Source organism: Micromonospora sp. RTGN7 (assembly GCF_033804645.1).
GTDB lineage: Bacteria > Actinomycetota > Actinomycetes > Mycobacteriales > Micromonosporaceae > Micromonospora.
Genome location: NZ_JAPZLF010000004.1, coordinates 1 through 22,461, shown reverse-complemented (window position 1 = coordinate 22,461; position 22,461 = coordinate 1). Strand labels below are relative to the sequence as shown.

The window sequence follows — 22,461 nt, the reverse complement described above, 5'->3', positions numbered from 1 at the left end:
TGGCAAACCCACGCCAGACGAATACGCACTCCGGCCAGTCCCGGGGGGCCGTGGTGGATGTCGCCGAGTAACGAGGAGTGTTCCACCCAGATTCCGATGACGTCGGTCAGCGCCTGGCGCCGCTGTTGCGGGTGCCGGTCACTCGGACAGGTGCACCGGAACGCTGGTCACCACCGCAGCGGGCAGCGCCCGCAGCGCCCGGCGCAGCCGCCGCTCCACCTGGCTGTGCAGCAGCCGGTGCCAGCGGTGGCGCAACACCACCTCGGGCACGATCACGGTAAGCACCAGATCAGCCCCGGAGGCGTGCAGCGCCTCCAGGTAGTGGGCCAGCGGCCCGATCACCGCCCGGTACGGCGATACGATCGTCTCCAGCCGCAGGTGGTCCCCCCATGCCTCCCACTGCCCACGGAACCGGTCGGCCTCCTCCTCGTTCGGGGCGAGATGCACGGCCAGGGTCGGCTGCCCGAGCGACGCCGCATACGCGAGGGCACGCAGCGAGGCCCGGTTGAGCCGGGCCACCGGCACCACCACCAGGTGCCGAATCTGCTGTGGCACCTCCTGCCCCTCGGCCGACAGGGGCGCGCCGTCTCCGTTGCTGCCGGCGAAGAGACCGCCTGCCGGCGGCTGCGGTGCAGCTCCGTCCGCCGGCTCTCCGTCCCCCGCGGTTCCCCGGGGCAGCCCGGGAGATGCCGGGGCAGTCCCGGGCGGACGTAGCGCCAGCGCCCGGTCCAGTTGCCGGTAGTGCCGCTGCACCCGGTGGAAGAGCAGCACCAGCAGCGGCACGGCGACGACCACCACCCAGGCGCCCTCGGCGAACTTGGCGACCGCGGCGGTCAGCAGGACCAACCCGGACAGCGTCGCGCCGACCGCGTTGAGCGCCAGCCGACGCTGCCAGCGTGCCCCGCGCCGGCGACGCCAGTGCACCACCATCCCGGCCTGGGAAAGGGTGAACGCCAGGAACACCCCCACCGCATAGAGCGGGATCAACGACTCGGTGTGCCCCCGGAAGACGACGAAGACGAGCGCCGCGGTGACGGAGAGGGCGACGAGGCCGTTGCTGAAGGCCAACCGGTCCCCCATGTGCAGGAACCGGCGCGGGGCGTGCCCGGCTCGGGCCATGAAGAACAGCAGCCGGGGGAAGTCGTTGAAGGCGGTGTTCGCGGCCAGCAGCAGGATCAGCGCGGTGGCCACCTGCACCAGCACGTACCAGGGGCCGGTGGGAAAGCTGGTCCGGGCCAGTTGGGACAGCAGCGTCTCACCCGGCGAGGGCACCACGCCGTCCAGGTGGATCAACACGACGATGCCGGCGAAGAGGAGCACCAGCATGGCGACCATCCAGCTCAGGGTGGTGCGCGCGTTGCGCCACTCCGGCGGGCGGAACGCCGGCACCGCGTTGGACACCGCCTCGATGCCGGTCATCGACACTGCCCCGGAGGAGAACGCCCGCAGCACCAACAGCAGGCCCAGCCCCTCGGCCGCCGGCACGTCCGGCGGCGGCAGCGCCACGAACCCCCGGCCGGCCGCCTGGAGGAAGCCGACGGCGAGCACCGCCAGCAGCGCGACGATGAAGGCGTACGTGGGGAGCACGAAGAGGTTCCCGGCGGTACGGACGCCGCGGAGGTTCCCGGCGAGCAGCACCACGATCACCAGCACGCCGAGCGGAAGGGTGAGACCGGTGAGCCCCGGCAGCGCGGAAGTGACCGCGCGCACCCCGGCGGCCACCGACACCGCCACGGTCAGCACGTAGTCGATCATCAGCCCGGCCGCCGCGGTGAGCCCCGCCCCGGCACCCAGGTTGTCACCGGCCACAAGGTACGAACCGGCACCGTGCGGGTAGGCGGGGATGGTCTGCCGGTAGGAGAGGCCGACCGCGACCATCAGCAGCACCAGCAGCGCGGCCAGCGGCAGGGACAGCTCCAACGCGGCGCCGCCGGCCAGCAGCAGCACGGTGAGCATCGCCTCCGGCCCGTACGCGACCGAGCTGAGCAGGTCGGAGGAGAGCACCGGCAGGGCGACCAGCTTGCGCATCCGCTCGTACAGCACCGCCGCGCTGGTCAGCGGCGGCCCCAGCACCGCCCGGCGGAACCGGGTGACGGCACGGCCGGGGCGGGACCCGGGCAGGTTCGCCGGCTCGGTCGCGACCAGCTCGTCCGGCTCTCCGGGCCGGAACATCTCGATCGGGGCGAGCCGGCCGAACGGGCGCGGCGCGGGACGGCGGCGGTACCGGCCGAGCGTGGGGTCCAGCGGCAGCTCGTCAGTGTGACCGGACGGTTCCCGCCGGGCCTCCCGCCACCGGTTCCCGATCTGCCGCAGCGCCGCGACCTCCTCCGGCCCCAGCGCCGGAAACTCGGCCGCGGGGGTGACCCCCGCCCCCTCCGCGCCTCCCTCGCTCATCGCGCCACCCCACCACCCTTCTCCCCTCGCACTCTCACCGAAGAAGCCCGCGCCGGTGGCCGAACGGCGATCCTGAGCGCCGAAGCTCAGCCGGCCGGGCGGTCCGGCAGCGGGGTGGCGGCGTCGGCGGGGGCTGGGGCGAGGACGGCCCGGCGACCGGCGCGGACTCCGCCGAGCACCACCACGACGATGCCGGCCAGGAGCAGCCCGAGCCCGGGCAGCGCGGCGACCTGGGGCAGTTGGCCGAGCCAGGCCCAGGCGATCAACGCCGCCCCGGGGGCCTCCAGCAGGATCAGCACACTGACCGTGGTTGCCGGGATGCGCCGAAGCAGGTGGTTGAACATCGAGTGGCCGAGGAGTTGGGCCCCGCCCACCAGGGCGAGGATCGCCAGCCAGGTCGTCGTGTCGTAGCCACCCAGCGGCACCCCGCCGACCAGGCAGATGACCAGCAGAATCAGCGCGCAGACCCCGTAGCAGACCGTGGTGTACGTCGTGGTGCTGATGCTGACCCGGGCCCGCTCGCCGAAGGCGGTGTAGACGGCGGCGAAGAGGCCGCCGGCCACCGCGAGCAGGTCGCCGGCGAACGCCCGGCCGGAGACGGCGAAGTCGGCCCCCGACGCGAGCACCGCCCCGCCGACGGCCACCCCGATGCCCGCCCATACGGCCGGCGGCAGCCGGCGCCCCTGGCCCCGGGCGATCAGCCCCTGCCAGACCGGCTGGGTGGCGACCAGGGCGGTGGCGGCGGCGACGGAGGTGAGCTTGACGCTCGGCATCCAGGTGGCGAAGTGGGCAGCGAGCGCCACCCCGGAGAGCACGCAGTACCAGCCCTCCCGCCGCCGAGCGCCGCCGACCAGCGCCCGGAACTCGGCCCGCCGCCGGGCCAGCGCGAACGGACCGAGCGCACCGACCGCGAGCAGGTTGCGCCAGAAGGCGATCGCCAGGGCCGGCGCGGCGGCGAAGGCGACCAGCGGCGCGGACGAGGCGACCGCGAGGACAGCCAGGACGACCACCCCGACGGTCGGCGGGTGGAGCGACGGTCGGTGGTGCGGAGGTACGGACACGGGAAGCAATCCTCACACGACATCCGCACCACCGAACGTCAGTACTCCGTTACGATCATGACCATTCCGCCGGCGACCCTCCCCCTCGACGCCCGGAGGTACTCCCATGCCCGAGTTTCGGGCGGTGCTGTTCGACTTCTTCGGCACGCTCACCCAACCCGTAAAGCGTGGCGTGGCCCACCGGTTCACCGCCGAACTGCTCGGCTGTCCCGTCGACGTCCTCGCCGCCGTGCTCGACCGCAGCTACTACCAACGCGCCAGCGGCCGGTTCGGAGACGCCGAGGCGACCCTGCGCTGGGTGTGCGAGCAGGTCGGCGTACACCCGCCGGAGAGCGTGCTGCGCTCGGCCGTCACCTCCCGGCACCGGGCCGTCCGGGCGGACACCCGGCTGCGCGACGAGGCGGTGCCGGTGCTGACGGGGCTGAAACGCCGGGGCGTACGCACCGGCCTGGTCAGCGACTGCACCCACGAGTTGCCGGTGTTCCTGCCGCAGTTGGCCGTGGCCCCGCTGCTCGACGTGTGGGTGTTCTCGGTGCAGGTCGGGCGCTGCAAGCCCGACCCGGCGCTCTACCTGGCCGCGTGCCGGCGGCTCGAGCTCCCCCCGGACGCCTGCCTCTACGTCGGCGACGGCGGCAGCCAGGAGCTCACCGGCGCGCAGCGGGCAGGCATGACGGCGGTGCGGCTGGCCGCCCCGGACCTCGCCGAGCACCTGGTCTTCAACGCCGAGCCGGACTGGACCGGGCCGACACTGCGCTCGCTGGACGAGGTGCTCGACCTGGTGTCCCCGGCGATCGTGCCGGCCTGACCCGCCGGTCGTGCCGGCCCACGGCGCCAGGCACCACCGGGTGGGGTCAGCGGCGGCGGACCCGGTGCAGCCGGAACGGCCTGCGGGTGACCCGGACCACCGGGGCCTCCCGGGGCGGCTCAGCGAGCGAGCCGTCGGGCAACCGGTCGCCGGCCGCCGGCTCGCCGGCGGGGGTCAGCCTGACCAGCGCGCACCCCTCTGCGGCCCAGCGCCGCATCAGCTCGGCCGCCGGGCTGGGCGCGTTCAGCCGCTTGGCGGCCACCGAGGGAGCCAGGGCCGCCCACTCCTCGGTGTCGGGGGCCACCCGGGTCACCCGGGCCGGCCAGGTGACGATCCGCCCGCCGTGGTCGCCGCGCAGGGTGACCTGTGCCTCGACCGCGTCGGCGAGGCCGGGCGCGGCCTGCTCGCCGGGGCCGCTCACCACGAGCAGCGCCCCGTCCGACGGCACGCACCACAGCGCCCGTGCCGGCCCGCCCGCGACGCCCACCCAGGCGACGGCGGCCTTCTTCACCGCCTCGTCGACCAGGGGCGTGGCGACCAGCCCGTCCACCTCGTCAGTCATCCCGACATCCTCCCGCATTCCCGCCGGCCCGCGCGACCGCACGGGCCGCCCATCGCCTCAGCTCGGCTCAGCCCACGAAGGGCGGGACGGCGATCTCGCCCCGAGCCACCGCCATCACGTGACCGGTCACCGTCGTCCCGACCACGGCGCCGTCGGCCGCGGTGACCGTGCACGCCAGGAAGGACGGACGGTTGATCTCGGCGCCCTGTCGGACGGAGTACTCGGCACGGCCCTCCCCGGGGAGTAGGCCGCTGGCGACCAGCCACACGCCGAGCCCGAGGGCGGCCGAACCGGTCGCCGGGTCCTCTGGGACGCCATGGCCGGGAACGAAGACCCGGGTGTGCGCGGTTTGCGCGTCGGCGTCCCAGGAGAAGACGCAGACGTGCTCAATTCCGTACCGCTGGGCCGCCGCGGCGTTCAACTGGGCGCGAACCACTGCTTCCGGGCGCACCGGGAGATATGGGAACTCCAGCCCGCAGCCGGCCACCCGGGGCGGCGGGCCGGCGTGGTCCTCGGCGTCGAGGCCGGCCATCTCCAGCAGCGGTTCCAGGTCCAGCTCCGGACCGAGGGTGGGGACGCTGCCGGTCAGGGTGGCGCCCGAGGCGGTCACCTCGATCGGCAGCACCCCGGCCCCGCACTCCTGGGTGATCTGCCCCACACCGAACATCCCGCGCCGGCTCGCGGTCACCGCCGCGCCGACGCTGGGGTGCCCAGCGAACGGCAGCTCGTCGGTGGGGGTGAAGATCCGCGCCCGGTAGGTGACCCCGACCTGCGTGGGCGGCAGCACGAACACCGTCTCGGAGAGGTTGAACTCCAGCGCGAGGGACTGCATCTGCTCGGTGGCCAGTCCTTCGGCGCCGAACACCACAGCCAGCGGGTTGCCGGCAAAGGGACGATCGGTGAAGACGTCCACGATCTCGTAGGCCAAGGTCGACATGTTGATAAACAGTAGGCGCTTAGGCTGGTGCCCGTGAGCACGCCGAACCGGGTCTACATCGCCAGGCTCGCCGGAGTCGCCGTCTTCGACCCGAACGGCGACCAGGTGGGCCGGGTGCGGGACGCGGTCGCCCGGCTCCGTCCGACCCAGCGCCCGCCCGAGGTGGTGGGGCTGGTCGCCGAGATGCCGATGCGCCGGCGGATCTTCCTGTCCATCAACCGGATCACCTCCATCGATGCCGACGCGGTGGTCCTTGGCAGCGGCACCCTCAACCTGCGCCGGTTCTCCAAGCGCCCCAACGAGCTGCTGGTGCTCCAGGAGTTGCTGGACCGGCGGGTGCAACTGGAGCCGAGCGGCCAGCCGGGCGCGGTGGTCGACGTGGCGATGGAGCACAGCCGGGGCGGCGAGTGGTCGCTGACCCGGGTCGCCGTACGCGAGCACACCGGCCGGCTCACCCGGCGCGGCCACCTGCACCAGGTCGAGTGGGACCGGGTGCGCGGCCTCAGCGGCATCGGCGAGAACCGGGGCACGGCGAACCTGCTCGCCGTGCTGGAGGACATGCGCCCGGCAGACCTGGCCAACGCCCTCCAGGACCTGCCCGACTCCCGGCGCAACGAGATGGCGGCGGCGCTGGACAACGAGCGGCTGGCCGATGTGCTCAGCGAGCTGCCCGAGCGCGACCAGGTGGAGATCCTCGCCGCGCTGGACCGAGAACGGGCCGCGGACGTGCTGGAGGAGATGGACCCGGACGACGCCGCCGACCTGCTCAACGAGCTGCCTCCGCCGGAGCAGGACATGCTGCTCGACCTGATGGAGCCGGACGAGGCCGACCCGGTACGCCAGCTGCTGAAGTACAGCTCCGGCACGGCCGGCAGCGTGATGACCTCCGAGCCGGTGATCCTGCCCCCGGACGCCACGGTCGCCGAGGCGTTGGCCCGGATCCGGGAGGAGCACCTCTCGCCGGCGGTGGCCGCCCAGGTCTTCGTGGCCCGCACGCCGATGACCACCCCGACCGGCCGGTACCTGGGCATGGTCCACTTCCAGCGGCTGCTCCGCGAGCCCCCGGCCGACCTGCTCGGCGGGGTGGTGGTCAACGACATCGACCCGCTGCGCCCGGCCACACCGCTGCCGGAGATCACCCGCCGGATGGCCACCTACGACCTGGTCGCCATGCCGGTGGTGGACCGGACCAACCGGCTGGTCGGCGCGGTCACCGTGGACGACGTGCTGGACCACTCGCTGCCGCCCGACTGGCGGGACCGGGACGCCGGGTCAATCGCGGCCTCCGCCTACGAGGCGCCGGACGACGCCGATGAGTGAGCAGCGCCGGTCCGAGCGGCTCGACCAGCCGCGCGAGCCCCGGGGCATGAAGCTGCCCCGGTTCGACGCGGAGGCGTTCGGCCGGTGGTCCGAGGCGACCGCGCGCGGCATGGGCACGGCCAACTTCATCGTCTACATGACGGTGGTGATCGCGGCCTGGTTCGCCTGGAACACCCTGGCCCCGGCGAACCTGCGCTTCGACCCGTACACCTTCACGTTCCTGACCCTGCTGCTCTCCCTCCAGGCCTCCTATGCGGCGCCGCTGATCCTGCTCGCGCAGAACCGGCAGACGGACCGGGACCGGGTGGCGCTGGAGGAGGACCGGCGCCGGGCGACCATGCAGAAGGCCGACACCGAGTACCTGGCCAGGGAGGTCGCCGCCCTGCGGATCGCGCTGGGCGAGGTGGCCACCCGGGACTTCCTCCGCTCGGAGCTGGCCCGGCTGGCCGAGGAGCTGGACGAGGCCGCCCAGCGCCGGCAGAAGCTGGAGCGCCGCCAGCAGGAGCGGCCGGCGCCGCCCTCAGACGGCGGCGGGAAGCCGCTCGACGAGCCGCTCGACGAGCGGGACGACGACTTCGCCCGGAGCCGCCGCCCGGAGGGACCGGCCCGGGGCCGCCGCCCGCAGGGACCGGCCCGGGAGCGCTGACCGGTCCCGGTGGGCGGCGATCGATTCGCTCACACCGGGTCCGCCAACGGCCGGCACGATCACCCCCCGACGTAGCATTGCGGGTATGTCAGCACCTGTCAGCACCGTCGAGGATGCCGTCCAGGCCGCCCTGGCCACCGTCGACGACCCGGAGATCCGCCGGCCCATCACCGACCTCGGCATGGTCCGTTCCGCCCGGATCGGCGACGACGGCGTGGTCCGGGTCGAGCTGCTGCTCACCGTGGCCGGCTGCCCGCTGAAGGACAAGCTGCGCAGCGACATCACCGCCGCCGTGGGCGCGGTGCCCGGGGTGACCGGCGTGGAGATCGACTTCGGGGTGATGAGCACGGAGCAGCGCCAGGGCCTCCAGGCGAAGCTGCGCGGCGGCGGCGCCACCGAGGAGCCGGTGATCCCGTTCGCCCAGCCCGGCTCCCGCACCCGGGTGTACGCGGTCGCCAGCGGCAAGGGCGGCGTCGGCAAGTCCAGCGTCACCGTCAACCTGGCCGCCGCGCTGGCCGCCCGCGGCCTCTCTGTAGGCGTGATCGACGCCGACATCTACGGCCACTCGGTGCCCCGGATGCTCGGCACGGACGCCCGCCCGACCCGCGTCGAAGACATGATCATGCCGCCGCAGTCGCACGGCGTGAAGATGATCTCGATCGGCATGTTCACCGCCGGCAACGCCGCCGTGGTGTGGCGTGGCCCGATGCTGCACCGGGCGTTGCAGCAGTTCCTCGCCGACGTCTACTGGGGCGAGCTGGACGTGCTCCTGCTCGACCTGCCCCCGGGCACCGGCGACGTGGCCATCTCGCTGGCCCAGCTGCTGCCGAACGCCGAGATCCTGGTGGTGACCACCCCGCAGGCTGCCGCCGCCGAGGTGGCCGAGCGGGCCGGCGCGATCGCGGTGCAGACCCACCAGCGGATCGTCGGCGTAATCGAGAACATGTCCTGGCTGGAACTTCCCGACGGCACCCGGATGGAGATCTTCGGCTCCGGCGGCGGCGCGGCGGTCGCCGAGTCACTGACCCGGACGATCGGCGCGCAGGTGCCGCTGCTGGGTCAGATCCCGCTGGACACCCTGGTCCGGGAGGCCGGCGACGCCGGCAACCCGATCGTGCTGGCCGCGCCGGAGTCCCCGGCCGCGCAGGCCATGTGCCAGGTCGCCGACCGGCTGGCGGTACGGCGCGAGTCGCTGCTCGGCAAGCCGCTCGGCCTCAAGCCCGCCGGCCGCTGACCGGCCGCCTCTCGTACGACTTGGGTGGCGTTCCGTTCGGGGCGCCGCCCAGGTCTGCCGTTCGGAACGGGCGGCTCAGGTCGCGTCGTCGTAGCTGGCCGTGCGCGGCGCCGGGGCCCTCGGGACGCCGCCGGGGGCGGTCACGGGAGTCCCGCCGGGGGTCTTCGTCCGCAGGTCCGCCGCGGCGGCCACGTCCCTGAGGTCGTCGTGCACGCTGGTGACGTCGGCCCGCAGGTTGTCATAGACGCCCTGGAGCGGCTTCCGGATCGCCTGCTCGTCTTCCTCGCTGAGCAGGTGCTTACGGATGAACGCCTTCGGGTGCAGGTCCTCCAGCTGGATGTCGGTGCCCAGCTCACGGCTCAGGTCACCGGTGGCGTTGCGGGCCATGGCACGCAGGTTCCGGACCATCCGCAGCCCATCGTTGATCACGTTGGGCAGCCGGTCGCCGAAGATCAGCAACGCCAGGAGCAGCAGCGCACCGATCTCCCACCAGTTAAGGTTCTCGAACACTGCCTCGACCTCCTCGTCGGCGTCAGAGCAAGACTACGCACCCGGGGTGCCCGACCGGGAGGGGTGACCGGTGCTCACTTGGCGTCTGCGGCGAGGGTCACCGAGGCGTTCTGCCGGTTCGACCCGCGCCGGTACTCCACCGTCACCACGGATCCCGGGGCGAACTTGCGCACCAGGGCGATCAGGTCGGTCGGGTTGGTCATCGGGCGACCGTTGAGCCGCAGGATGACGTCCCCCGTCTTCAACCCCGCCCCGGCCGCCGGACCCGACGGCTCCACCGCCGCCAGCCGCACGCCGTCGGCGCCACCGATGGCCGAGCCGGTGCCGCCGACCTGCGCGCCGATGACCGTACGGCGGGCCTTGCCGGTGCCGATGATGTCCTGGGTGACCCGTTTCGCCTGGTTGATCGGGATGGCGAAGGCGAGCCCGATGTTGCCGGCCTCCTGGCCGTCGGCCACCAGCGACTTGATCGTCGAGTTCACCCCGATCACCCGACCGGCACCGTCCACCAACGGGCCGCCGGAGTTGCCGTGGTTGACCGCGGCGTCGGTCTGGATCGCCGCGTAGTAGCGGGTGGGGCCGCCCGGCTCGCCGGCCTGCATCGTCCGGTCCAGGGCGCTCACGATCCCGGCGGTCACGGTGTTGGCCAGCGACAGCGGCGAGCCGACGGCCAACACCGGGTCGCCGACGGCGAGGGCCTCGGAGTCGCCGAACTCCACCGGCCGCAGGCCGCTGCGGGACACCTTCATCACCGCGATGTCGGACTCCGGGTCCCGGCCGACGACGGTGGCCGGTGCGCTGCTGCCGTCGTTGAAGAGCACCGTCGCCTTGCCGGTGCCACCGGCGACGACGTGGTCGTTGGTGACCACGTGGCCCTCGGCGCTGACGATGAATCCGGAGCCCTCGCTCGCCCCGCCCAGGCTGGCCACCCGGACGGTCACCACGCTCGGCAGAACCCGCTCGGCGACCCCGGCCAGCGACTCCGGCCGGCGCTGGGCGAGCGCGGGCGGGTCGACGGGACCGGCGCCGAGCATCGTCCCGCCCGTGACACCACCACGCACCGCGAAGGTGTACCCGAGGGTGCCGCCGAGGGCACCGGCGAGCAGCGCGGTGATCAACGAAATCAGCAGCAACTGCCGCAGGCCGGGTCGGCCCGGCGCGTCCGGGTCGGTGACCTGCTCAGGCTCGACCTCGGGGCCCCCGGCCAGGCCGGGCACCACCACCGCCGCGGCGGCGCGCGGGTCCCGCCACGGGTCGGCGAGCGCGTCGGACCACCACGGCGAGGCCGTCGGGACGCCCCGAGCCTCGGCGGACGTCGTCGGTGGCCCGGCTGGCATCGCACCGGCCCCCGGCGGTCCCGCCTGCGTCGGGGTTCCCCCCGGCCGGCGCCAGTCCCAGCCGTCGGTCACGTAGGCCTCCCAGTCGTCCCCGGCTCCCTCGTCCGGCGGACCGGCACGGGCGGCCGGTCCCGACGACGCGGGATACCGCATCCAGGATTACACGAACGCCGCGAGTGCCGTCAGTGTTGCCGTTCGTGATCGCCCGACGGCAACCTCCCGCCCCACGGCTCAACGAAGATCGTCCGGCACCGGACTCGCGGCTGCGTCCGTCCCGCCCCGCCTCTAGGCTCATACCGCCAACCCGCCCCTGACCGGAGGTGTCCCATCGCTACGGCCGCCAGTTCCGGCAGTCCGATGACCCAGGCGTTGCAGTTCGCCGAGTCGTACGTCACCGAAGACCTCGTGCTGCGGACCGCCCGCAGCCTCGCCCACGAGGTGGGCCTCGACGCGGTCACCCCGGGCACGGGCGCGGCGTTGCGGCTGCTCGCCGCCGCCGGCAGCGCCCGGGCGGTGGTGGAGATCGGCACCGGCACCGGCGTCAGCGGGGTGTGGCTGCTGCGCGGCATGCGCCCGGACGGCGTCCTCACCACCATCGACGTGGAGGTGGAGCATCAGCGGATCGCCCGCCGGATCTTCGCCGAGGCGGGCTTCGCCGCCGGGCGTACCCGAATCATCACCGGCCGGGCGCTGGAGGTCCTCCCCCGGCTCGCCGACGGCGCGTACGACCTGGTCTTCGTCGACACCGATGCCACCAGCTTCAGCTCGTGCGTGGATGCGGCGCTGCGCCTGTTGCGTCCCGGCGGGGTGCTCACCCTCCACGGGAGCCTGGCTGACGGCCGGATCGGCGACCCGTCCGCCCGGGACGTGGAGACGGTCGCCACCCGAGAGACGATCAAGGCGATTCGGGAGTCGGAGCACTGGACGCCGGCGCTGCTCCCGGTTGGTCACGGCCTGCTCGCCGCCGTCAAGTGCTGAGCCCCCGCTCGACACCGAGCGGGGGCGGGGCGGGGCCGGTCAGGCCAGGGTGCCGAGCCAGCGCAGCAGGCCCCGGACGCCCCAGCCGGTGGCGCCCCGGGACAGTTCGCCGGCGTCCCCGTCGGCCCAGGACGGCGCCGACATGTCGATGTGCAGCCAGCGCTGCCGCAGGTCGCCGGTGAACTCGCGCAGGTAGAGCGCGGCCAGCACCGACCCGGCACCCTGGCTGGGGGCGCTGTACAGGTCGGCCACCTCGCTGCCGAGGTGCTCGACGTAGTCGGCCGGCAGCGGCATCCGCCAGGCCGCCTCGCCGGCCGCGTCAATCGCCGCCAGCAGGTCGGCGGCCAACTCGTCGTTGTCGGAGTAGAGGGCGCCGGTGCGCTTGCCGAGCGCCACCGCGTTCGCGCCGGTGAGAGTGGCGAGGTCGATCAGCAGGTCGGGCTTGAGCTCGGCGACCGCATACGCCAGCGCGTCGGCGAGCACCAGCCGCCCCTCGGCGTCGGAGTTGGTCGTCTCGCTGGTGATGCCGCCGTAGTGCGTGATGACGTCGCCGGGGCGGAACGCCGATCCACTGATCGCGTTCTCCGCCAGCGGCACCAGGGTGGTGATCCGGACCGGCAGCCGCAGCGCCGCCGCGCCCAGGGTGGCGGCGACCACTGCGGCGGCGCCGGCCATGTCCTTGCGCATCAGCTTCATCGCCGCCCTCGGCTTGATCGAGATGCCCCCGGTGTCGAAGGTGATCCCCTTGCCGACCAGCACCACGTGGGTACGCGCGCCGGCCGGCCGCCAGTCCAGCTCGACGAGGCGGGGCCCACTGGCCGAGCCGCCCCCGACGGCGAGAATGCCACCGAAGCCCTCGGCGGCCAGCTCATCCGGCTCCCGCACGCGCAGGTGCAGGTCGGGCCGGTCGGCCACGGCCGCCTCTACCTGCTCGGCGAACCACTGCGGGTTCTTCACCGACGACGGGGTGTTGGTCAGGTCCCGGGCCAGGTGGGTCATCCGGGCGGTGACCTCGGCCGCGGTCACCACGTCGGCGAACCCGGCCGGGTCGGTCACCACGACGTCAACGTCGGTCAGGGCCGGTCGGTCGCCGGCCTCGGTCACCCGGAACCGGTAGGACGCCAGCAGCAGCCCCTCGGTGAGGCCACGCACCGCCCCGGCCGCGACGTCGCCCGGCAGCACGATCGTGAGATGTGTCTCACTCGCCGCCGCACGGGCCAGTGCGGCGCCCGCCGCCCGCCATCCGGCCTCGTCGCCGTCGCCGACCCCGGCCAGCAGCAGCCGGCCCGGGGTACGCGCCGGCCGCAGGTGAACGTGCACCTCGCCAGCCCGCCCGGTGGCCCGGGCCGCGGGGGCGAGGGCGGCCGCCTCGGCCAGCACGTCGTCGTCGAGCGCCGGCAGGCCGGCCGGCAGCGTGGCCGCTCCGGTCCCGCCCTCGGCCTCGGCCGCCCGGGCGGGGTGGATGGGCACAGCCAGGGCGTCGGGCCGCTCGGGCCCGCTCACCAGACGGATCGCCAGCACGCTGGAACGACCTCCAGAACGATCGAACGGGCCGGGTGCCCGTACGGAAGATGAAGGCCCTGAGCCACCGGCGAGGCCGGTGGCTCAGGGTTGGATGAACCGTCCGTTCGACGATCGCCGCCCGGACCACTCCTCGGTCAGCCGGCGGCCGCCTTCAGCGCGTCACCGAGCGCGTTGGCCTCGTCGGGAGTCATCTCGACGACGAGCCGGCCACCACCCTCCAGCGGGACCCGCATGACGATGCCCCGGCCCTCCTTGGTGACTTCCAGCGGACCGTCGCCCGTCCGCGGCTTCATCGCCGCCATGTTGTCTCCCCTCAGACCTGCGCCAGGGTCGGTGGGTTGCCCCACAGCCTCTTCGCCATCACCCACCGCATCCTGCGCGGCGGTACCGACCAACGATTTTCCCTGATGAACACCGCCGGACCCAAACCGAAGAAGCATTGATGTAACAGCGCCTAGCATATCCCGAGAAGGCCTGTCACAATGTGCGGTCATGCAGGCACGGTCGGCACTCTTCGACCTGTACGGCGACCACCTCAGGCCCCGGGGTGGTCGTGCGCCTGTCGCTGCCCTGGTCAAGCTGCTCGCGCCGCTGGGGATCGCACCCCCGGCGGTCCGGACGGCCGTCAGCCGGATGGTCCGCCAGGGCTGGCTCGACCCACTCCGTCTGACCTCCGGGCCGGGATATTCGATCACACCGAAAGCCGCCCGGCGGCTCGACGAGGCGGCCGCCCGGATCTACCGGACCGGCCGGATCAACTGGGACGGACGGTTCGATCTGCTCGTCCTGTCGGCCCCCTCCCCCCGCCGGGAACGGCAGCGGCTCGCCGCGAACCTGAGCTACCTCGGCTACGGCACCCTCGACGAGCAGACGTGGGTGGCCACCCGGCCCGGGGAGGACATCGACCTGCTGCTCGGCGAGGCGGGCGTGCGGTACGAACGGTTCACCGCGTCCCACGCCGCCGGCACCCCGGGTGCGGCGGAAGTGGTCCGGCGGGCCTGGGACCTCACCGAGATCGGGCACGCCTACGAACGGTTCGTCGCCGAACAGCGCCCGCTGCTGGCCAAGGTGACCACCCGCGGCGACGACGAGGAGGCGTACGCGTCCCGGTTCCGGCTCGTGCACGCGTGGCGTACCTTCCTGTTCCGGGACCCGCAGCTACCTCCGTCGCTGCTGCCCGAGCGCTGGCCCGGCACCGCTGCGGCGAGCTTCTTCGACCGGCACGCCGCCCGGCTGCGTCCGGCCGCCGACCGGTACGTCGAGCAGTGCCTCGACGCCGCGAACCGCACCGCCCGACAGAAGGGTCGTTAGATCGTGACCGAGCCGCTGCTCGTCGACCGCACCGACGCCGTCGTCACCCTGACGCTGAACCGCCCGGCGGCGATGAACGCGCTCGACGTGGCGCTCAAGGAGGCGCTGCGCGACAGCCTGGCCGAGCTGGAATCGGACCGCAGTTGCCGTGCGGTGGTGCTGGCCGGGGCCGGCGGGGCGTTCAGCGCCGGCCAGGATCTGCGCGAGCACGTGCGGACCCTGGAGTCGGCCGGATCGGATCCGCTGGCCACCGTGGCGACCCACTACAACCCGATCGCGGCCCGGCTGGCCAGCCTGCCCAAGCCGGTGGTCGCCGCGGTCCGGGGCATGGCCGCCGGGGCCGGGGCGTCGCTGGCCTTCCTGGCCGACTTCCGCGTCGGCGGGCCGACGACCCGCTTCCTGATGGCCTTCGCCGGGGTCGGGCTCGCCGCCGACACCGGTGCCTCCTGGACGCTGCCCCGGCTCGTCGGCCACGCCAAGGCCGTCGAGCTGCTGATGCTCGCCGAGCCGGTACCCGCCGAGGAGGCCCACCGGCTGGGGCTGCTGACCCGCCTGGTCGACGACGACGAGCAGGTGCTGCCCGCCGCGCAGGAACTGGCCGCCCGGCTCGCCGCCGGCCCCACCGTCGCGTACGGGGCGATCAAGCGGCAGCTCTCCATCGCCGACGCCGGCACCCTCGCCGACGCCCTGGCCGCCGAGGGGCAGGCCCAGTCGATCTGCGGCGCCACCGCCGACCACCGCGCCGCCACCATGGCCTTCGTCAACAAACAGAAGCCACTCTTCGAAGGACGCTGACCCTCTCCCCCCTCCCCTCCCCCTCCCGCCCGAAGGCCCGCGCAAATTCACGGAAAGAGAGCGCCCGGCGGGGGTGGGTGGTGGGAGTGGGGGGGTGGGGGGAGTTAGCGGGCGAGGTAGCCGCCGTCGATGGGGATGGTGTGGCCGGTGATCCAGGCGGCGTCGTCGGAGGCGAGGAAGAGCACCACGCCGGCCACGTCGTCCGGGGTGGGGATGCCCGGCTTCGGGTTGAACGACTCCATCTGCCGGCGCATCTGCGCCGGGTCCGGCACGTTGTCGATGAAGTGCTCCACCAGCGGGGTCATCACCACGGTCGGCGCGACCGCGTTGACCCGGATGCCGCGCGTCGCGTACTCGACTGCGGCCGAGCGGGTCAGGCCGATGATGCCGGCCTTGGTGAAGGTGTACGGGGAGATGTTCTCCAGGGCCGCCAGGGCCGTGGTCGACGAAGTGTTGATGATCGCGCCCCCGCCACCCCGCAGCATCGCCTCGATGCCGTACTTGAGGACGTGGAAGACCCCGTCGCCGTTGATCCGGCGGACCCGCTCCCAGTTCGCCACGTCCATCTCGTGCAGCGGTTGCTGATTGCCGTCGATGCCGGCGTTGTTGAAGATCACGTCGAGCCGGCCGTACCGCTGCACGGCGTCCGCGACGCCCTGCTCGACCGAGGCGGCGTCACCGGTGTCGACGGTGAGCGCCAGGGCGTCCGGCAGCTCGCCGGCCACCCGCTGCGCGCCGTGGGCGTTGATGTCGGCGATGACCACCCTGGCCCCCTCGGCGGCGAACCGCCGCACGGTGGCCTCACCGAGCCCGGAGGCGCCGCCGGTGACGAACACGACCTTGTCCTGGAAGCGCATCGCCCCTCCCGGGGGCCGGCGTCGGCGGCGGCCCGTCCCGAGCCCACGTTACCCAGCGAGCCCGGGGTTAGTCGTCCTCCTCCGGGTCCTGGTTGGCCTCGGCGCCGAGCACGAACGCCTGCATGGCCAGCTCGTCACCGGACGGCGAGACGAACGCCGGCAACTCGCGAGGGCCCAGGTCACGCGCGTACGACCAGAACAGCCGGACCGCCTCGGCCGGGGTGGCCGCCTCGATCGGGAGGTCCAGGCTGACCAGCCACGAACGGCGGGCCGGCGGGGGCCCGAGCCGCTCGGCCAGTTCCCGGTAGGCCTCGGCGGGCAGCGCGGTGACCGGCCCGTCGAGGGTCAGCTCCTCGGCCGGTGCCGGTTCGTCGAAGGCCCGCCGGGTGTACGCGATCACCAGCGCGTCGGAAACCGGCTCGGACTGGGGGTCGTCCGGGTCCTCACGGCGCTCGACGGTGGGCCGGGCGACCCGGCCCAGGGCCACCAGCCGCAGCGGCCCCTCGGTCAGCACCGCCACCGGGTCGCCCGGGCGTGGCCCGACGGGCGTCCCCGCCGCAGCGATCGGGTCCGGCGCGGCGGGAACATCGAGCACGCCCGGGGTTGCCGCGCCAGTCGGGGGGCTGGCCTCGGCGGCTGCGTCGAGCCCGGTCAGCTCCAGCGTGTCGTGGTGGACGAGCCGCTCGGCGTCGTATCGCCCCGGTGGAAGGAGCACGGCCCAGGCGCCGTCAACCCGCCCGTCCTCGCCCCGGGCGTGGGTCGTGCCGCTCACGCGGCGGTCGGTGTCGGTCATGCGGACAATCCCATCACGCCGGCCCCGCAGGGGTGCGGTGGCAGCCGGTTAGGTGATCGTCGACCATCCCGGTGGCCTGCATCAGGGCGTACGCCGTGGTCGGGCCGACGAACCGGAACCCGCGCTTCTTGAGCGCCTTGGCCAGCGTGGTGGACTCCGCGGTCAGCGCCGGCACCTGGGCGAACGACTCCGGGCGGGCGACCCGCGACGGCGGCGCGTACGACCAGAGCAGGGCGGAGAGCCCCTCGGGCAACTCCAGGGCGGCCCTGGCGTTGGCGATCGCCGCCTCGATCTTGGCCCGGTTCCGGACGATGCCGGCGTCGGCGAGCAGCCGGGCCACGTCGGACTCGCCATAGCCCGCCACGGCCTCGATGCGGAAGTCGTCGAAGGCCAACCGGAAGGCAGGGCGCTTGCGCAGGATCGTGAGCCAGGAGAGGCCCGACTGGAACGCCTCCAGGGTCATCCGCTCGTAGAGCGCGTCGTCGCCGCGCAGTTGCCGCCCCCACTCAAGATCGTGGTAGACGGCGTAGTCCGGGGTGCTCGCCCCCCACGCGCAACGGGCCAGCCCGTCCGCGCCGATCACCAGGTCAGTCACGGCGTACACGCTAGACCGCCGACGCCGACACACCGCCCCCGTGACGCGGTGACGGGGGGGTCGGACACCGGGACACCGGGACACCGGGACACCGCAGTCACTGACCTGGCGGGCCGTGCCCGGGACGGCACACGGGGCGGCACCTCGGGCGTCAGGGCAGGCGGCCTCGCTCGACCAGCCGGCCGAACCTCTTCAGCGCCTGGGTCAGGCCGACCTTGGAGCCCGGCCAGAGCACCGGCCAGGCCATCCGGCCGGCAGCGCCGCCGGGAACGTGGAACCACTCGTGCCAGACCACCTGGGTCCGGCCGCCCGCGATCTGCGTGCAGCGCAGCACCCCGGGGCCGCGCAGCAGCCTGCCGCAGTGCACCACGCCGACCTCGTAGGGCGCGTCGACCCGGACCACCCGCATCTCGTCCCGCAGGACCGCCGGCCCCAGCGTGGTGACCGCCTCCACGAGGCTGCCCTCCCCGCCGTCGCCCTCGACCACCTTGACTTTGGTGAACGGGATCCAGTCGGACTGCCGCTCCCAGGCGACCAGGGCGGCGAAAACCCGCTCGGCCGGCGCGTTGACGATGACCGTCGCGGAGACCTCGCCCGCCCCGGGTTGGGCCGCCTCGCGCAGGCCGTCGGCGTCTGCCCCGCCGGTCACGCCGGCTCCGACCGGACCGCCGGCCCCCGCCCCCCGGCCGGGTCCACCGGCCCGCCGTCACCGGCCCCGGGCACGTCGGTGTTCGTCATGTCGGCGTTCGTCATGTCGGCGTTCGTCATGTCGGCGTTCGTTCCGTCGGTGTTCGGCGGGTCGGCGTTCGGCGCGTCGGCGTCGCGCGCCGTCACCGTGCCCGGCTCGTGGGCGGAAGGGGCGTCGACGGGATCCGCCCCGCGGCCGTCGGCGCCCGTGGCGTCGTCCGGCGACTCGGCGGCGGCCGCCGCCTGCTCGCGGGTGCGGGCCAGGGCGTCGGCGTCGGCGGTCCGTCCCTCGCGCAACGCGGTGACCTCCGCCTCCAACACGCCGATCAGCTCGGACTTGTACCCGATGTCGTAGGCCGCCCGACGCATCGCCTGGTCGACCTGCGCCATCCGGTACCCCCGCAGCGTCGTGTCGAAACGGACATCGCCCACGTCGGACTCGCGCAGCGGCCGGCTGCCGGGCAGCGGAACGGCCCGCCCGTCCGGCTCGACCGGCGCCAGGCCGGGATCGCGGCCGGTGACCAGCACCGTCACCCCGAACACCACCGCCGCGACCGTGAGCGCGACGACCAGCAGGAGCAGCACCTGAGCCATGTAGGAGATCGTGGCATGCGAACGGGCCCGGAGCGACCCCGCCGGGCGGTCCTGACAAAGATCGGTGCGGATCGGTGCGGTCGTGCCGGGCGTCGCCCGACCGGCTAGCGTCGGCAGGGCGGGCCGGGTCGTACGGCCGACGCGAGATCGGGAGGCGGGCATGACCGGGGCGTTTCGGCTCGGAAGTCGTACGTTCGTGCCGGGCGAGCTGGTGGTGATGGCCATCGTCAACCGCACACCGGACTCGTTCTTCGACCGGGGCGCCACCTTCGCCGCCGACAGCGCGTTGCGCGCGGTGGAGCGGGCGGTGACCGAGGGCGCGGAGATCATCGACATCGGCGGGGTGAAGGCCGGCCCCGGCGACGAGGTCGACGTGGCCGAGGAGATTCGGCGCACCGTCGACACCATCGCCGCCGTTCGGGCCGCCTTCCCGGACGTGGTGATCTCCATCGACACGTGGCGGGCCGAGGTGGCGGTGGAGGCGGTCGCCGCCGGAGCCGATCTGCTCAACGACACCTGGTCCGGCGCGGACCCGGCGCTCGCCCGGGTCGCCGCGCGCACCGGGGCGGGGCTGGTCTGTTCGCATGCCGGCGGGCTCGCCCCCCGCACCCGCCCGCACCGGGCCGCCTTCGACGACGTGGTGGCCGACGTGGTCGCGACGGTGACCGGCCTCGCCGAGCGCGCGGTCGCCCTGGGGGTACGCCCCGACGGCATCCTCATCGACCCGGCCCACGATTTCGGCAAGAACAGCCGGCACTCGTTGGAGATCACCCGGCGGCTCGACGAGCTGTCCGGCACGGGTTGGCCGTTGCTGGTGGCCCTGTCCAACAAGGACTTCATCGGCGAGACGTTGGACCTGCCGGTCGCCGAGCGGCTGGAGGGCACCCTCGCGGCGACTGCGGTGTCGGCCTGGCTGGGCGCTCGGGTGTTCCGCGCCCACCAGGTGCTGCCCACCCGCCGGGTGCTGGACATGGTGGCGTCGATCCGGGGCGACCGGCCGCCGACGCTGACCCGCCGCGGCCTGGCCTGAGCACCCGCCGACGCGGCCCGGGCGGGGCAGCCCGTCCCGGTCACCCGAGGCGAGGCGGGCGGGGCGGGCGGGGCGGGGCGGGTCTGCCGAGTCAGGTCCAGCGGAGGATGTCGCGGCGCCAGGCGTAGAGGATGCCCAGCGCCAGCACGGCCACGAAGATCCCCATCTCGGCGACCGTGACCAGCCCGAAGCCGGGCCGGTCGAAGACCACCGCCCACGGGAAGAGGAAGACCGCCTCCACGGCGAACAGCACGTACAGGTACGCGTAGACGTAGTAGCGGATCTGCATCTGCGCCCAGTCGCCGCCCACCGGGTCGAGGCCGCACTCGTAGCTGGCCCGTTTGCCGATCGGGTCGGCCGGCCGGGCGGGGCGCAACACCCGGTTGGCGGAGAACGCCACGACGAAGAAGAGGACGCCGGCGAGCAGCAACAGCCCGAGCGTCGCGTACGAGCCCAGGTAACCGGTCACGGTCGGTCAGCTTACCGGGCCGGGCTGGGCACGGACACGTACCGGACACGTTACAGAACTGTTTCCCTGCAGAACTGGTGCTGCATGGCAATCATTGCCGAATAATGAATGTGCCCTGAAGTCACGGAAGAGAGCTGGCCCGCGTGGACGTACCCCCCGTTCGGCGGGCGGCAGACCGACGTGTCGTCGTGCTGCTCGCGACGGCCCTCGCGCTCGGGGTTGCGGCGCTGCCCGGCTGGGCCGCCGCCGCTCCCACCCTGGCCCGCTCGGCGGCTGCCCCCGTGGATCCGGCCGGCGAGCCCGGCGACGAGACGCCGCCGGTCGTCGAGCCCACCGCGACCGAGCCGGCCCCCACCGAGGCGCCGTCGACCGAGCCGCCACCACCGGAGACCACCGCCCCGGTGCCCATGCCCACCGAGCCCGCGGCCACCACCCCGGCCGGCCCCGCCGACCCGTCCCCGGTCAGCACCCCGCCGACCACCACCGCTCCCCCGGTATCGGTGCCGCCGCCGACCTCCGGCCCGACGGTCCACCCGCCGGCCCCCGGGCCGGGCGCGCCGGCGCCGAGCCCCCTGGGCGTGCGGGTCAGCACCGAGGACGTCACGCTGACGGAGGCGTACTGGAACGCGGAGAGCACGACGACCACGCTGCGGGTCACCGTCACCAACACCGGCACGGTGGCCGAGCTGATTCGGCTCTCGTACACCCTCCCGGCCGGGCTGACCGACGCCGGCACCGTCGGCTGCGCCCCGGCCGGCGGCGGCGAGCACCGCTGCGGCGAGTGGACCACCACGGCCGGGTCCCGGTTCAGCACTCTGGTGCAGGTACGGGTCGACGGCGCGGCCTGGCGACAGATGCCGCTCAGTGGCACGGTCAGGGTGAGCGCGACCTCCCCCGGCCTGACCGGCTCGGCCGACGACAACGAGGGCTTCGCGGTGCTCTTCCCGCCGGGACCGCCGGTGCCTGGCATCTCCCTGGACGCCGAGGAGGTCACCTTCGACATCAGCGGGGGCCCCAGCGAGCTGGGCATACGACTGGGCAACACGGGGAAGGTCGACGCCGCCGGCCGGATCGAGGTGGTGCTGCCCGACGGGGTCACCGTCCCGACGCCACCCGCCGGCTGCGTCGCGCTGAGCGCCAGGCGTACCCGGTGCGACGCCGGCACGGTGCCCGCCGGCGACGCCGTCACCCTCCGGCTCCCGGTGAACGCCTCCGCCGAGGCGCAGCGGGAGGCCCCGCTCGCGGGTGCCGTCGTCGGCCGGATCGACCCGCGCGGCGGGCGGGCCCGGCAGCTCCAGATGAGCTTCCGGATCACCGCAGCGGCCGCGATGTCCACCCCGATCGCCACCCCCGCACCGGCCGGCTCCCAGGGCGTGCTCGCCGCGGCCGGCGCGGGTTCGGACTCCGACGACGGTTTCACCTCGGTGCAACGCACCGCGATGGCCCTGATCGTGGTCTCCGTGCTGTTGGTCGCGCTGGCCCTGGTGCTGGCCACCACCTCGCTGCGCCGCCGGCTGGGCGGCCCGGCGGATCCCGCCCACGCGCCGGCTCCGCCGGAATGAGCCCGTCGCGGCCGCCGTCCGCCCTGACCCGCGTCGTCCTCGGCGGTCGGGCCGGACGACGGCCGTGGGTCAAGAGACGGCAGGGGTGGCGACTGGTGATTCTGATTACGGCGACAGGGCCAAAAGGGCATTAAATTGGGGATAAGCACCCGGATTTCGATCCCAGCCAACGGACCAGAGGGCAAGTTCCACATCCCGCTGGACGTAGGCTCTCGGGTGAGGAACTACAGCGGACCGGACCAGCCACGGGCGGTGCGGGGCAGCGGTGCGTCAAGGAGGTTACGTGGCCGGGCAAGGCGAGGTCACCATCAATTTCAGCCGCCCGCGCCACCGCGCTGAGCGAAGCGAGGTGCAGGCGTGACCAAGCAGATTCGTCAACTTGACCGGGTGGTGATCCGGTTCGCCGGGGATTCCGGTGATGGTATGCAGCTGACCGGTGATCGGTTTACCTCCGAGACGG

23 protein-coding genes are annotated in these 22,461 nt (G+C 73.8%); 9 read left to right on the top strand and 14 right to left on the bottom strand.

Going from position 1 to position 22,461, the window contains the following annotated elements; genetic code table 11:
* Positions 1-138: 138 nt before the first annotated feature.
* Positions 139-2,394 (bottom strand): APC family permease, encoded by a 2,256-nt coding sequence (locus SNR22_RS07120; RefSeq protein ID WP_320065679.1) that lies wholly within the window; start codon positions 2,392-2,394, stop codon positions 139-141.
* A gap of 86 nt (positions 2,395-2,480) precedes the next feature.
* A complete protein-coding gene (locus SNR22_RS07115; protein WP_320065678.1) occupies positions 2,481-3,464 on the bottom strand; it encodes a DMT family transporter in 984 nt (327 codons plus the stop codon).
* A 97-nt stretch (positions 3,465-3,561) separates the two neighbouring features.
* On the opposite strand from SNR22_RS07115, the gene SNR22_RS07110 reads away from it, so the two are divergent.
* Positions 3,562-4,260 (top strand): HAD family hydrolase, encoded by a 699-nt coding sequence (locus SNR22_RS07110; RefSeq protein ID WP_320065677.1) that lies wholly within the window; start codon positions 3,562-3,564, stop codon positions 4,258-4,260.
* Between the two features lie 46 nt (positions 4,261-4,306).
* Here the strand turns inward: SNR22_RS07110 and SNR22_RS07105 are convergent, their stop codons facing one another.
* Positions 4,307-4,840 (bottom strand): hypothetical protein, encoded by a 534-nt coding sequence (locus SNR22_RS07105; RefSeq protein WP_320065676.1) that lies wholly within the window; start codon positions 4,838-4,840, stop codon positions 4,307-4,309.
* A gap of 49 nt (positions 4,841-4,889) precedes the next feature.
* On the bottom strand, positions 4,890-5,759 hold the full coding sequence (locus SNR22_RS07100) for a PhzF family phenazine biosynthesis protein (protein ID WP_320065675.1): 870 nt from the start codon (positions 5,757-5,759) through the stop codon (positions 4,890-4,892).
* Between the two features lie 33 nt (positions 5,760-5,792).
* On the opposite strand from SNR22_RS07100, the gene SNR22_RS07095 reads away from it, so the two are divergent.
* The 3 genes from SNR22_RS07095 (at position 5,793) to SNR22_RS07085 (ending at position 8,959) form a co-directional block, all read left to right on the top strand.
* A complete protein-coding gene (locus SNR22_RS07095) occupies positions 5,793-7,079 on the top strand; it encodes a magnesium transporter MgtE N-terminal domain-containing protein (RefSeq protein WP_320065674.1) in 1,287 nt (428 codons plus the stop codon).
* Positions 7,072-7,725: a DUF1003 domain-containing protein gene (locus SNR22_RS07090; RefSeq protein WP_320065673.1), complete on the top strand. Its 654-nt coding sequence runs from the start codon at positions 7,072-7,074 to the stop codon at positions 7,723-7,725. Before SNR22_RS07095 ends, SNR22_RS07090 begins: the two co-directional genes overlap by 8 nt.
* Before the next feature lie 85 nt (positions 7,726-7,810).
* Complete coding sequence (locus tag SNR22_RS07085; RefSeq protein WP_320065672.1) at positions 7,811-8,959, top strand: Mrp/NBP35 family ATP-binding protein; 1,149 nt, start codon at positions 7,811-7,813, stop codon at positions 8,957-8,959.
* Positions 8,960-9,034: 75 nt separating this feature from the next.
* Here the strand turns inward: SNR22_RS07085 and SNR22_RS07080 are convergent, their stop codons facing one another.
* Positions 9,035-9,469, bottom strand: a complete 435-nt coding sequence (locus tag SNR22_RS07080; protein WP_320065671.1) for a preprotein translocase subunit TatB — start codon at positions 9,467-9,469, stop codon at positions 9,035-9,037.
* A 74-nt stretch (positions 9,470-9,543) separates the two neighbouring features.
* Positions 9,544-10,878, bottom strand: coding sequence for a trypsin-like peptidase domain-containing protein (locus tag SNR22_RS07075; RefSeq protein WP_413775606.1), 1,335 nt, complete (start codon positions 10,876-10,878; stop codon positions 9,544-9,546).
* 285 nt (positions 10,879-11,163) lie between these two features.
* Here SNR22_RS07075 and SNR22_RS07070 point away from each other — a divergent pair, with 285 nt between their 5' ends.
* A complete protein-coding gene (locus SNR22_RS07070) occupies positions 11,164-11,784 on the top strand; it encodes an O-methyltransferase (protein WP_320065670.1) in 621 nt (206 codons plus the stop codon).
* Positions 11,785-11,823: 39 nt separating this feature from the next.
* On the opposite strand, the gene SNR22_RS07065 is transcribed toward SNR22_RS07070, so the two are convergent.
* Both SNR22_RS07065 and SNR22_RS07060 read right to left on the bottom strand, forming a co-directional pair.
* Positions 11,824-13,305 (bottom strand): leucyl aminopeptidase family protein, encoded by a 1,482-nt coding sequence (locus SNR22_RS07065; protein ID WP_320065669.1) that lies wholly within the window; start codon positions 13,303-13,305, stop codon positions 11,824-11,826.
* Positions 13,306-13,442: 137 nt separating this feature from the next.
* The gene (locus tag SNR22_RS07060) at positions 13,443-13,610 is read right to left on the bottom strand and encodes a DUF3117 domain-containing protein (protein WP_007455245.1); all 168 of its coding nucleotides are present in this window, start codon (positions 13,608-13,610) and stop codon (positions 13,443-13,445) included.
* A 190-nt stretch (positions 13,611-13,800) separates the two neighbouring features.
* Here SNR22_RS07060 and SNR22_RS07055 point away from each other — a divergent pair, with 190 nt between their 5' ends.
* Positions 13,801-14,619 (top strand): PaaX family transcriptional regulator C-terminal domain-containing protein, encoded by an 819-nt coding sequence (locus SNR22_RS07055; protein WP_320065668.1) that lies wholly within the window; start codon positions 13,801-13,803, stop codon positions 14,617-14,619.
* A 3-nt stretch (positions 14,620-14,622) separates the two neighbouring features.
* The gene (locus SNR22_RS07050) at positions 14,623-15,414 is read left to right on the top strand and encodes an enoyl-CoA hydratase-related protein (protein ID WP_320065667.1); all 792 of its coding nucleotides are present in this window, start codon (positions 14,623-14,625) and stop codon (positions 15,412-15,414) included.
* Positions 15,415-15,518: 104 nt separating this feature from the next.
* On the opposite strand, the gene SNR22_RS07045 is transcribed toward SNR22_RS07050, so the two are convergent.
* The 5 genes from SNR22_RS07045 to SNR22_RS07025 form a co-directional block, all read right to left on the bottom strand.
* Positions 15,519-16,271 (bottom strand): SDR family NAD(P)-dependent oxidoreductase, encoded by a 753-nt coding sequence (locus SNR22_RS07045; RefSeq protein ID WP_320065666.1) that lies wholly within the window; start codon positions 16,269-16,271, stop codon positions 15,519-15,521.
* 67 nt (positions 16,272-16,338) lie between these two features.
* A complete protein-coding gene (locus SNR22_RS07040; protein WP_320065665.1) occupies positions 16,339-17,064 on the bottom strand; it encodes a hypothetical protein in 726 nt (241 codons plus the stop codon).
* Positions 17,065-17,077: 13 nt separating this feature from the next.
* Positions 17,078-17,659, bottom strand: coding sequence for a DNA-3-methyladenine glycosylase I (locus SNR22_RS07035; RefSeq protein WP_320065664.1), 582 nt, complete (start codon positions 17,657-17,659; stop codon positions 17,078-17,080).
* 151 nt (positions 17,660-17,810) lie between these two features.
* Positions 17,811-18,308: an SRPBCC family protein gene (locus SNR22_RS07030; RefSeq protein WP_320065663.1), complete on the bottom strand. Its 498-nt coding sequence runs from the start codon at positions 18,306-18,308 to the stop codon at positions 17,811-17,813.
* The gene (locus SNR22_RS07025; RefSeq protein WP_320065662.1) at positions 18,305-18,940 is read right to left on the bottom strand and encodes a DivIVA domain-containing protein; all 636 of its coding nucleotides are present in this window, start codon (positions 18,938-18,940) and stop codon (positions 18,305-18,307) included. The genes SNR22_RS07030 and SNR22_RS07025 overlap by 4 nt, the downstream gene beginning before the upstream one ends.
* A gap of 160 nt (positions 18,941-19,100) precedes the next feature.
* Between SNR22_RS07025 and folP the strand changes: the two genes are divergently transcribed.
* Positions 19,101-19,970 (top strand): dihydropteroate synthase, encoded by an 870-nt coding sequence (folP, locus tag SNR22_RS07020; RefSeq protein ID WP_320065661.1) that lies wholly within the window; start codon positions 19,101-19,103, stop codon positions 19,968-19,970.
* A gap of 91 nt (positions 19,971-20,061) precedes the next feature.
* Here folP and ndhC read toward each other — a convergent pair whose 3' ends face one another.
* Positions 20,062-20,439 (bottom strand): NADH-quinone oxidoreductase subunit A, encoded by a 378-nt coding sequence (gene ndhC / locus SNR22_RS07015; RefSeq protein ID WP_320065660.1) that lies wholly within the window; start codon positions 20,437-20,439, stop codon positions 20,062-20,064.
* A gap of 188 nt (positions 20,440-20,627) precedes the next feature.
* Here ndhC and SNR22_RS07010 point away from each other — a divergent pair, with 188 nt between their 5' ends.
* Positions 20,628-22,001 (top strand): hypothetical protein, encoded by a 1,374-nt coding sequence (locus SNR22_RS07010; protein WP_320065659.1) that lies wholly within the window; start codon positions 20,628-20,630, stop codon positions 21,999-22,001.
* Positions 22,002-22,461 lie beyond the last annotated feature (460 nt).

What these genes read in the sequence shown, in the direction of transcription:
- folP (WP_320065661.1), top strand. Translation starts at nt 19,101, where the DNA reads ATGACCGGGGCGTTTCGGCTCGGAAGTCGTACGTTCGTGCCGGGCGAG.
- SNR22_RS07055 (WP_320065668.1), top strand. Translation starts at nt 13,801, where the DNA reads ATGCAGGCACGGTCGGCACTCTTCGACCTGTACGGCGACCACCTCAGG.
- SNR22_RS07025 (WP_320065662.1), bottom strand. Translation starts at nt 18,940, where the DNA reads ATGGCTCAGGTGCTGCTCCTGCTGGTCGTCGCGCTCACGGTCGCGGCG.
- SNR22_RS07090 (WP_320065673.1), top strand. Translation starts at nt 7,072, where the DNA reads ATGAGTGAGCAGCGCCGGTCCGAGCGGCTCGACCAGCCGCGCGAGCCC.
- SNR22_RS07085 (WP_320065672.1), top strand. Translation starts at nt 7,811, where the DNA reads ATGTCAGCACCTGTCAGCACCGTCGAGGATGCCGTCCAGGCCGCCCTG.
- SNR22_RS07040 (WP_320065665.1), bottom strand. Translation starts at nt 17,064, where the DNA reads ATGACCGACACCGACCGCCGCGTGAGCGGCACGACCCACGCCCGGGGC.
- SNR22_RS07070 (WP_320065670.1), top strand. Translation starts at nt 11,164, where the DNA reads ATGACCCAGGCGTTGCAGTTCGCCGAGTCGTACGTCACCGAAGACCTC.
- SNR22_RS07060 (WP_007455245.1), bottom strand. Translation starts at nt 13,610, where the DNA reads ATGGCGGCGATGAAGCCGCGGACGGGCGACGGTCCGCTGGAAGTCACC.
- SNR22_RS07045 (WP_320065666.1), bottom strand. Translation starts at nt 16,271, where the DNA reads ATGCGCTTCCAGGACAAGGTCGTGTTCGTCACCGGCGGCGCCTCCGGG.
- SNR22_RS07100 (WP_320065675.1), bottom strand. Translation starts at nt 5,759, where the DNA reads ATGTCGACCTTGGCCTACGAGATCGTGGACGTCTTCACCGATCGTCCC.
- SNR22_RS07110 (WP_320065677.1), top strand. Translation starts at nt 3,562, where the DNA reads ATGCCCGAGTTTCGGGCGGTGCTGTTCGACTTCTTCGGCACGCTCACC.
- SNR22_RS07105 (WP_320065676.1), bottom strand. Translation starts at nt 4,840, where the DNA reads ATGCGGGAGGATGTCGGGATGACTGACGAGGTGGACGGGCTGGTCGCC.
- SNR22_RS07120 (WP_320065679.1), bottom strand. Translation starts at nt 2,394, where the DNA reads ATGAGCGAGGGAGGCGCGGAGGGGGCGGGGGTCACCCCCGCGGCCGAG.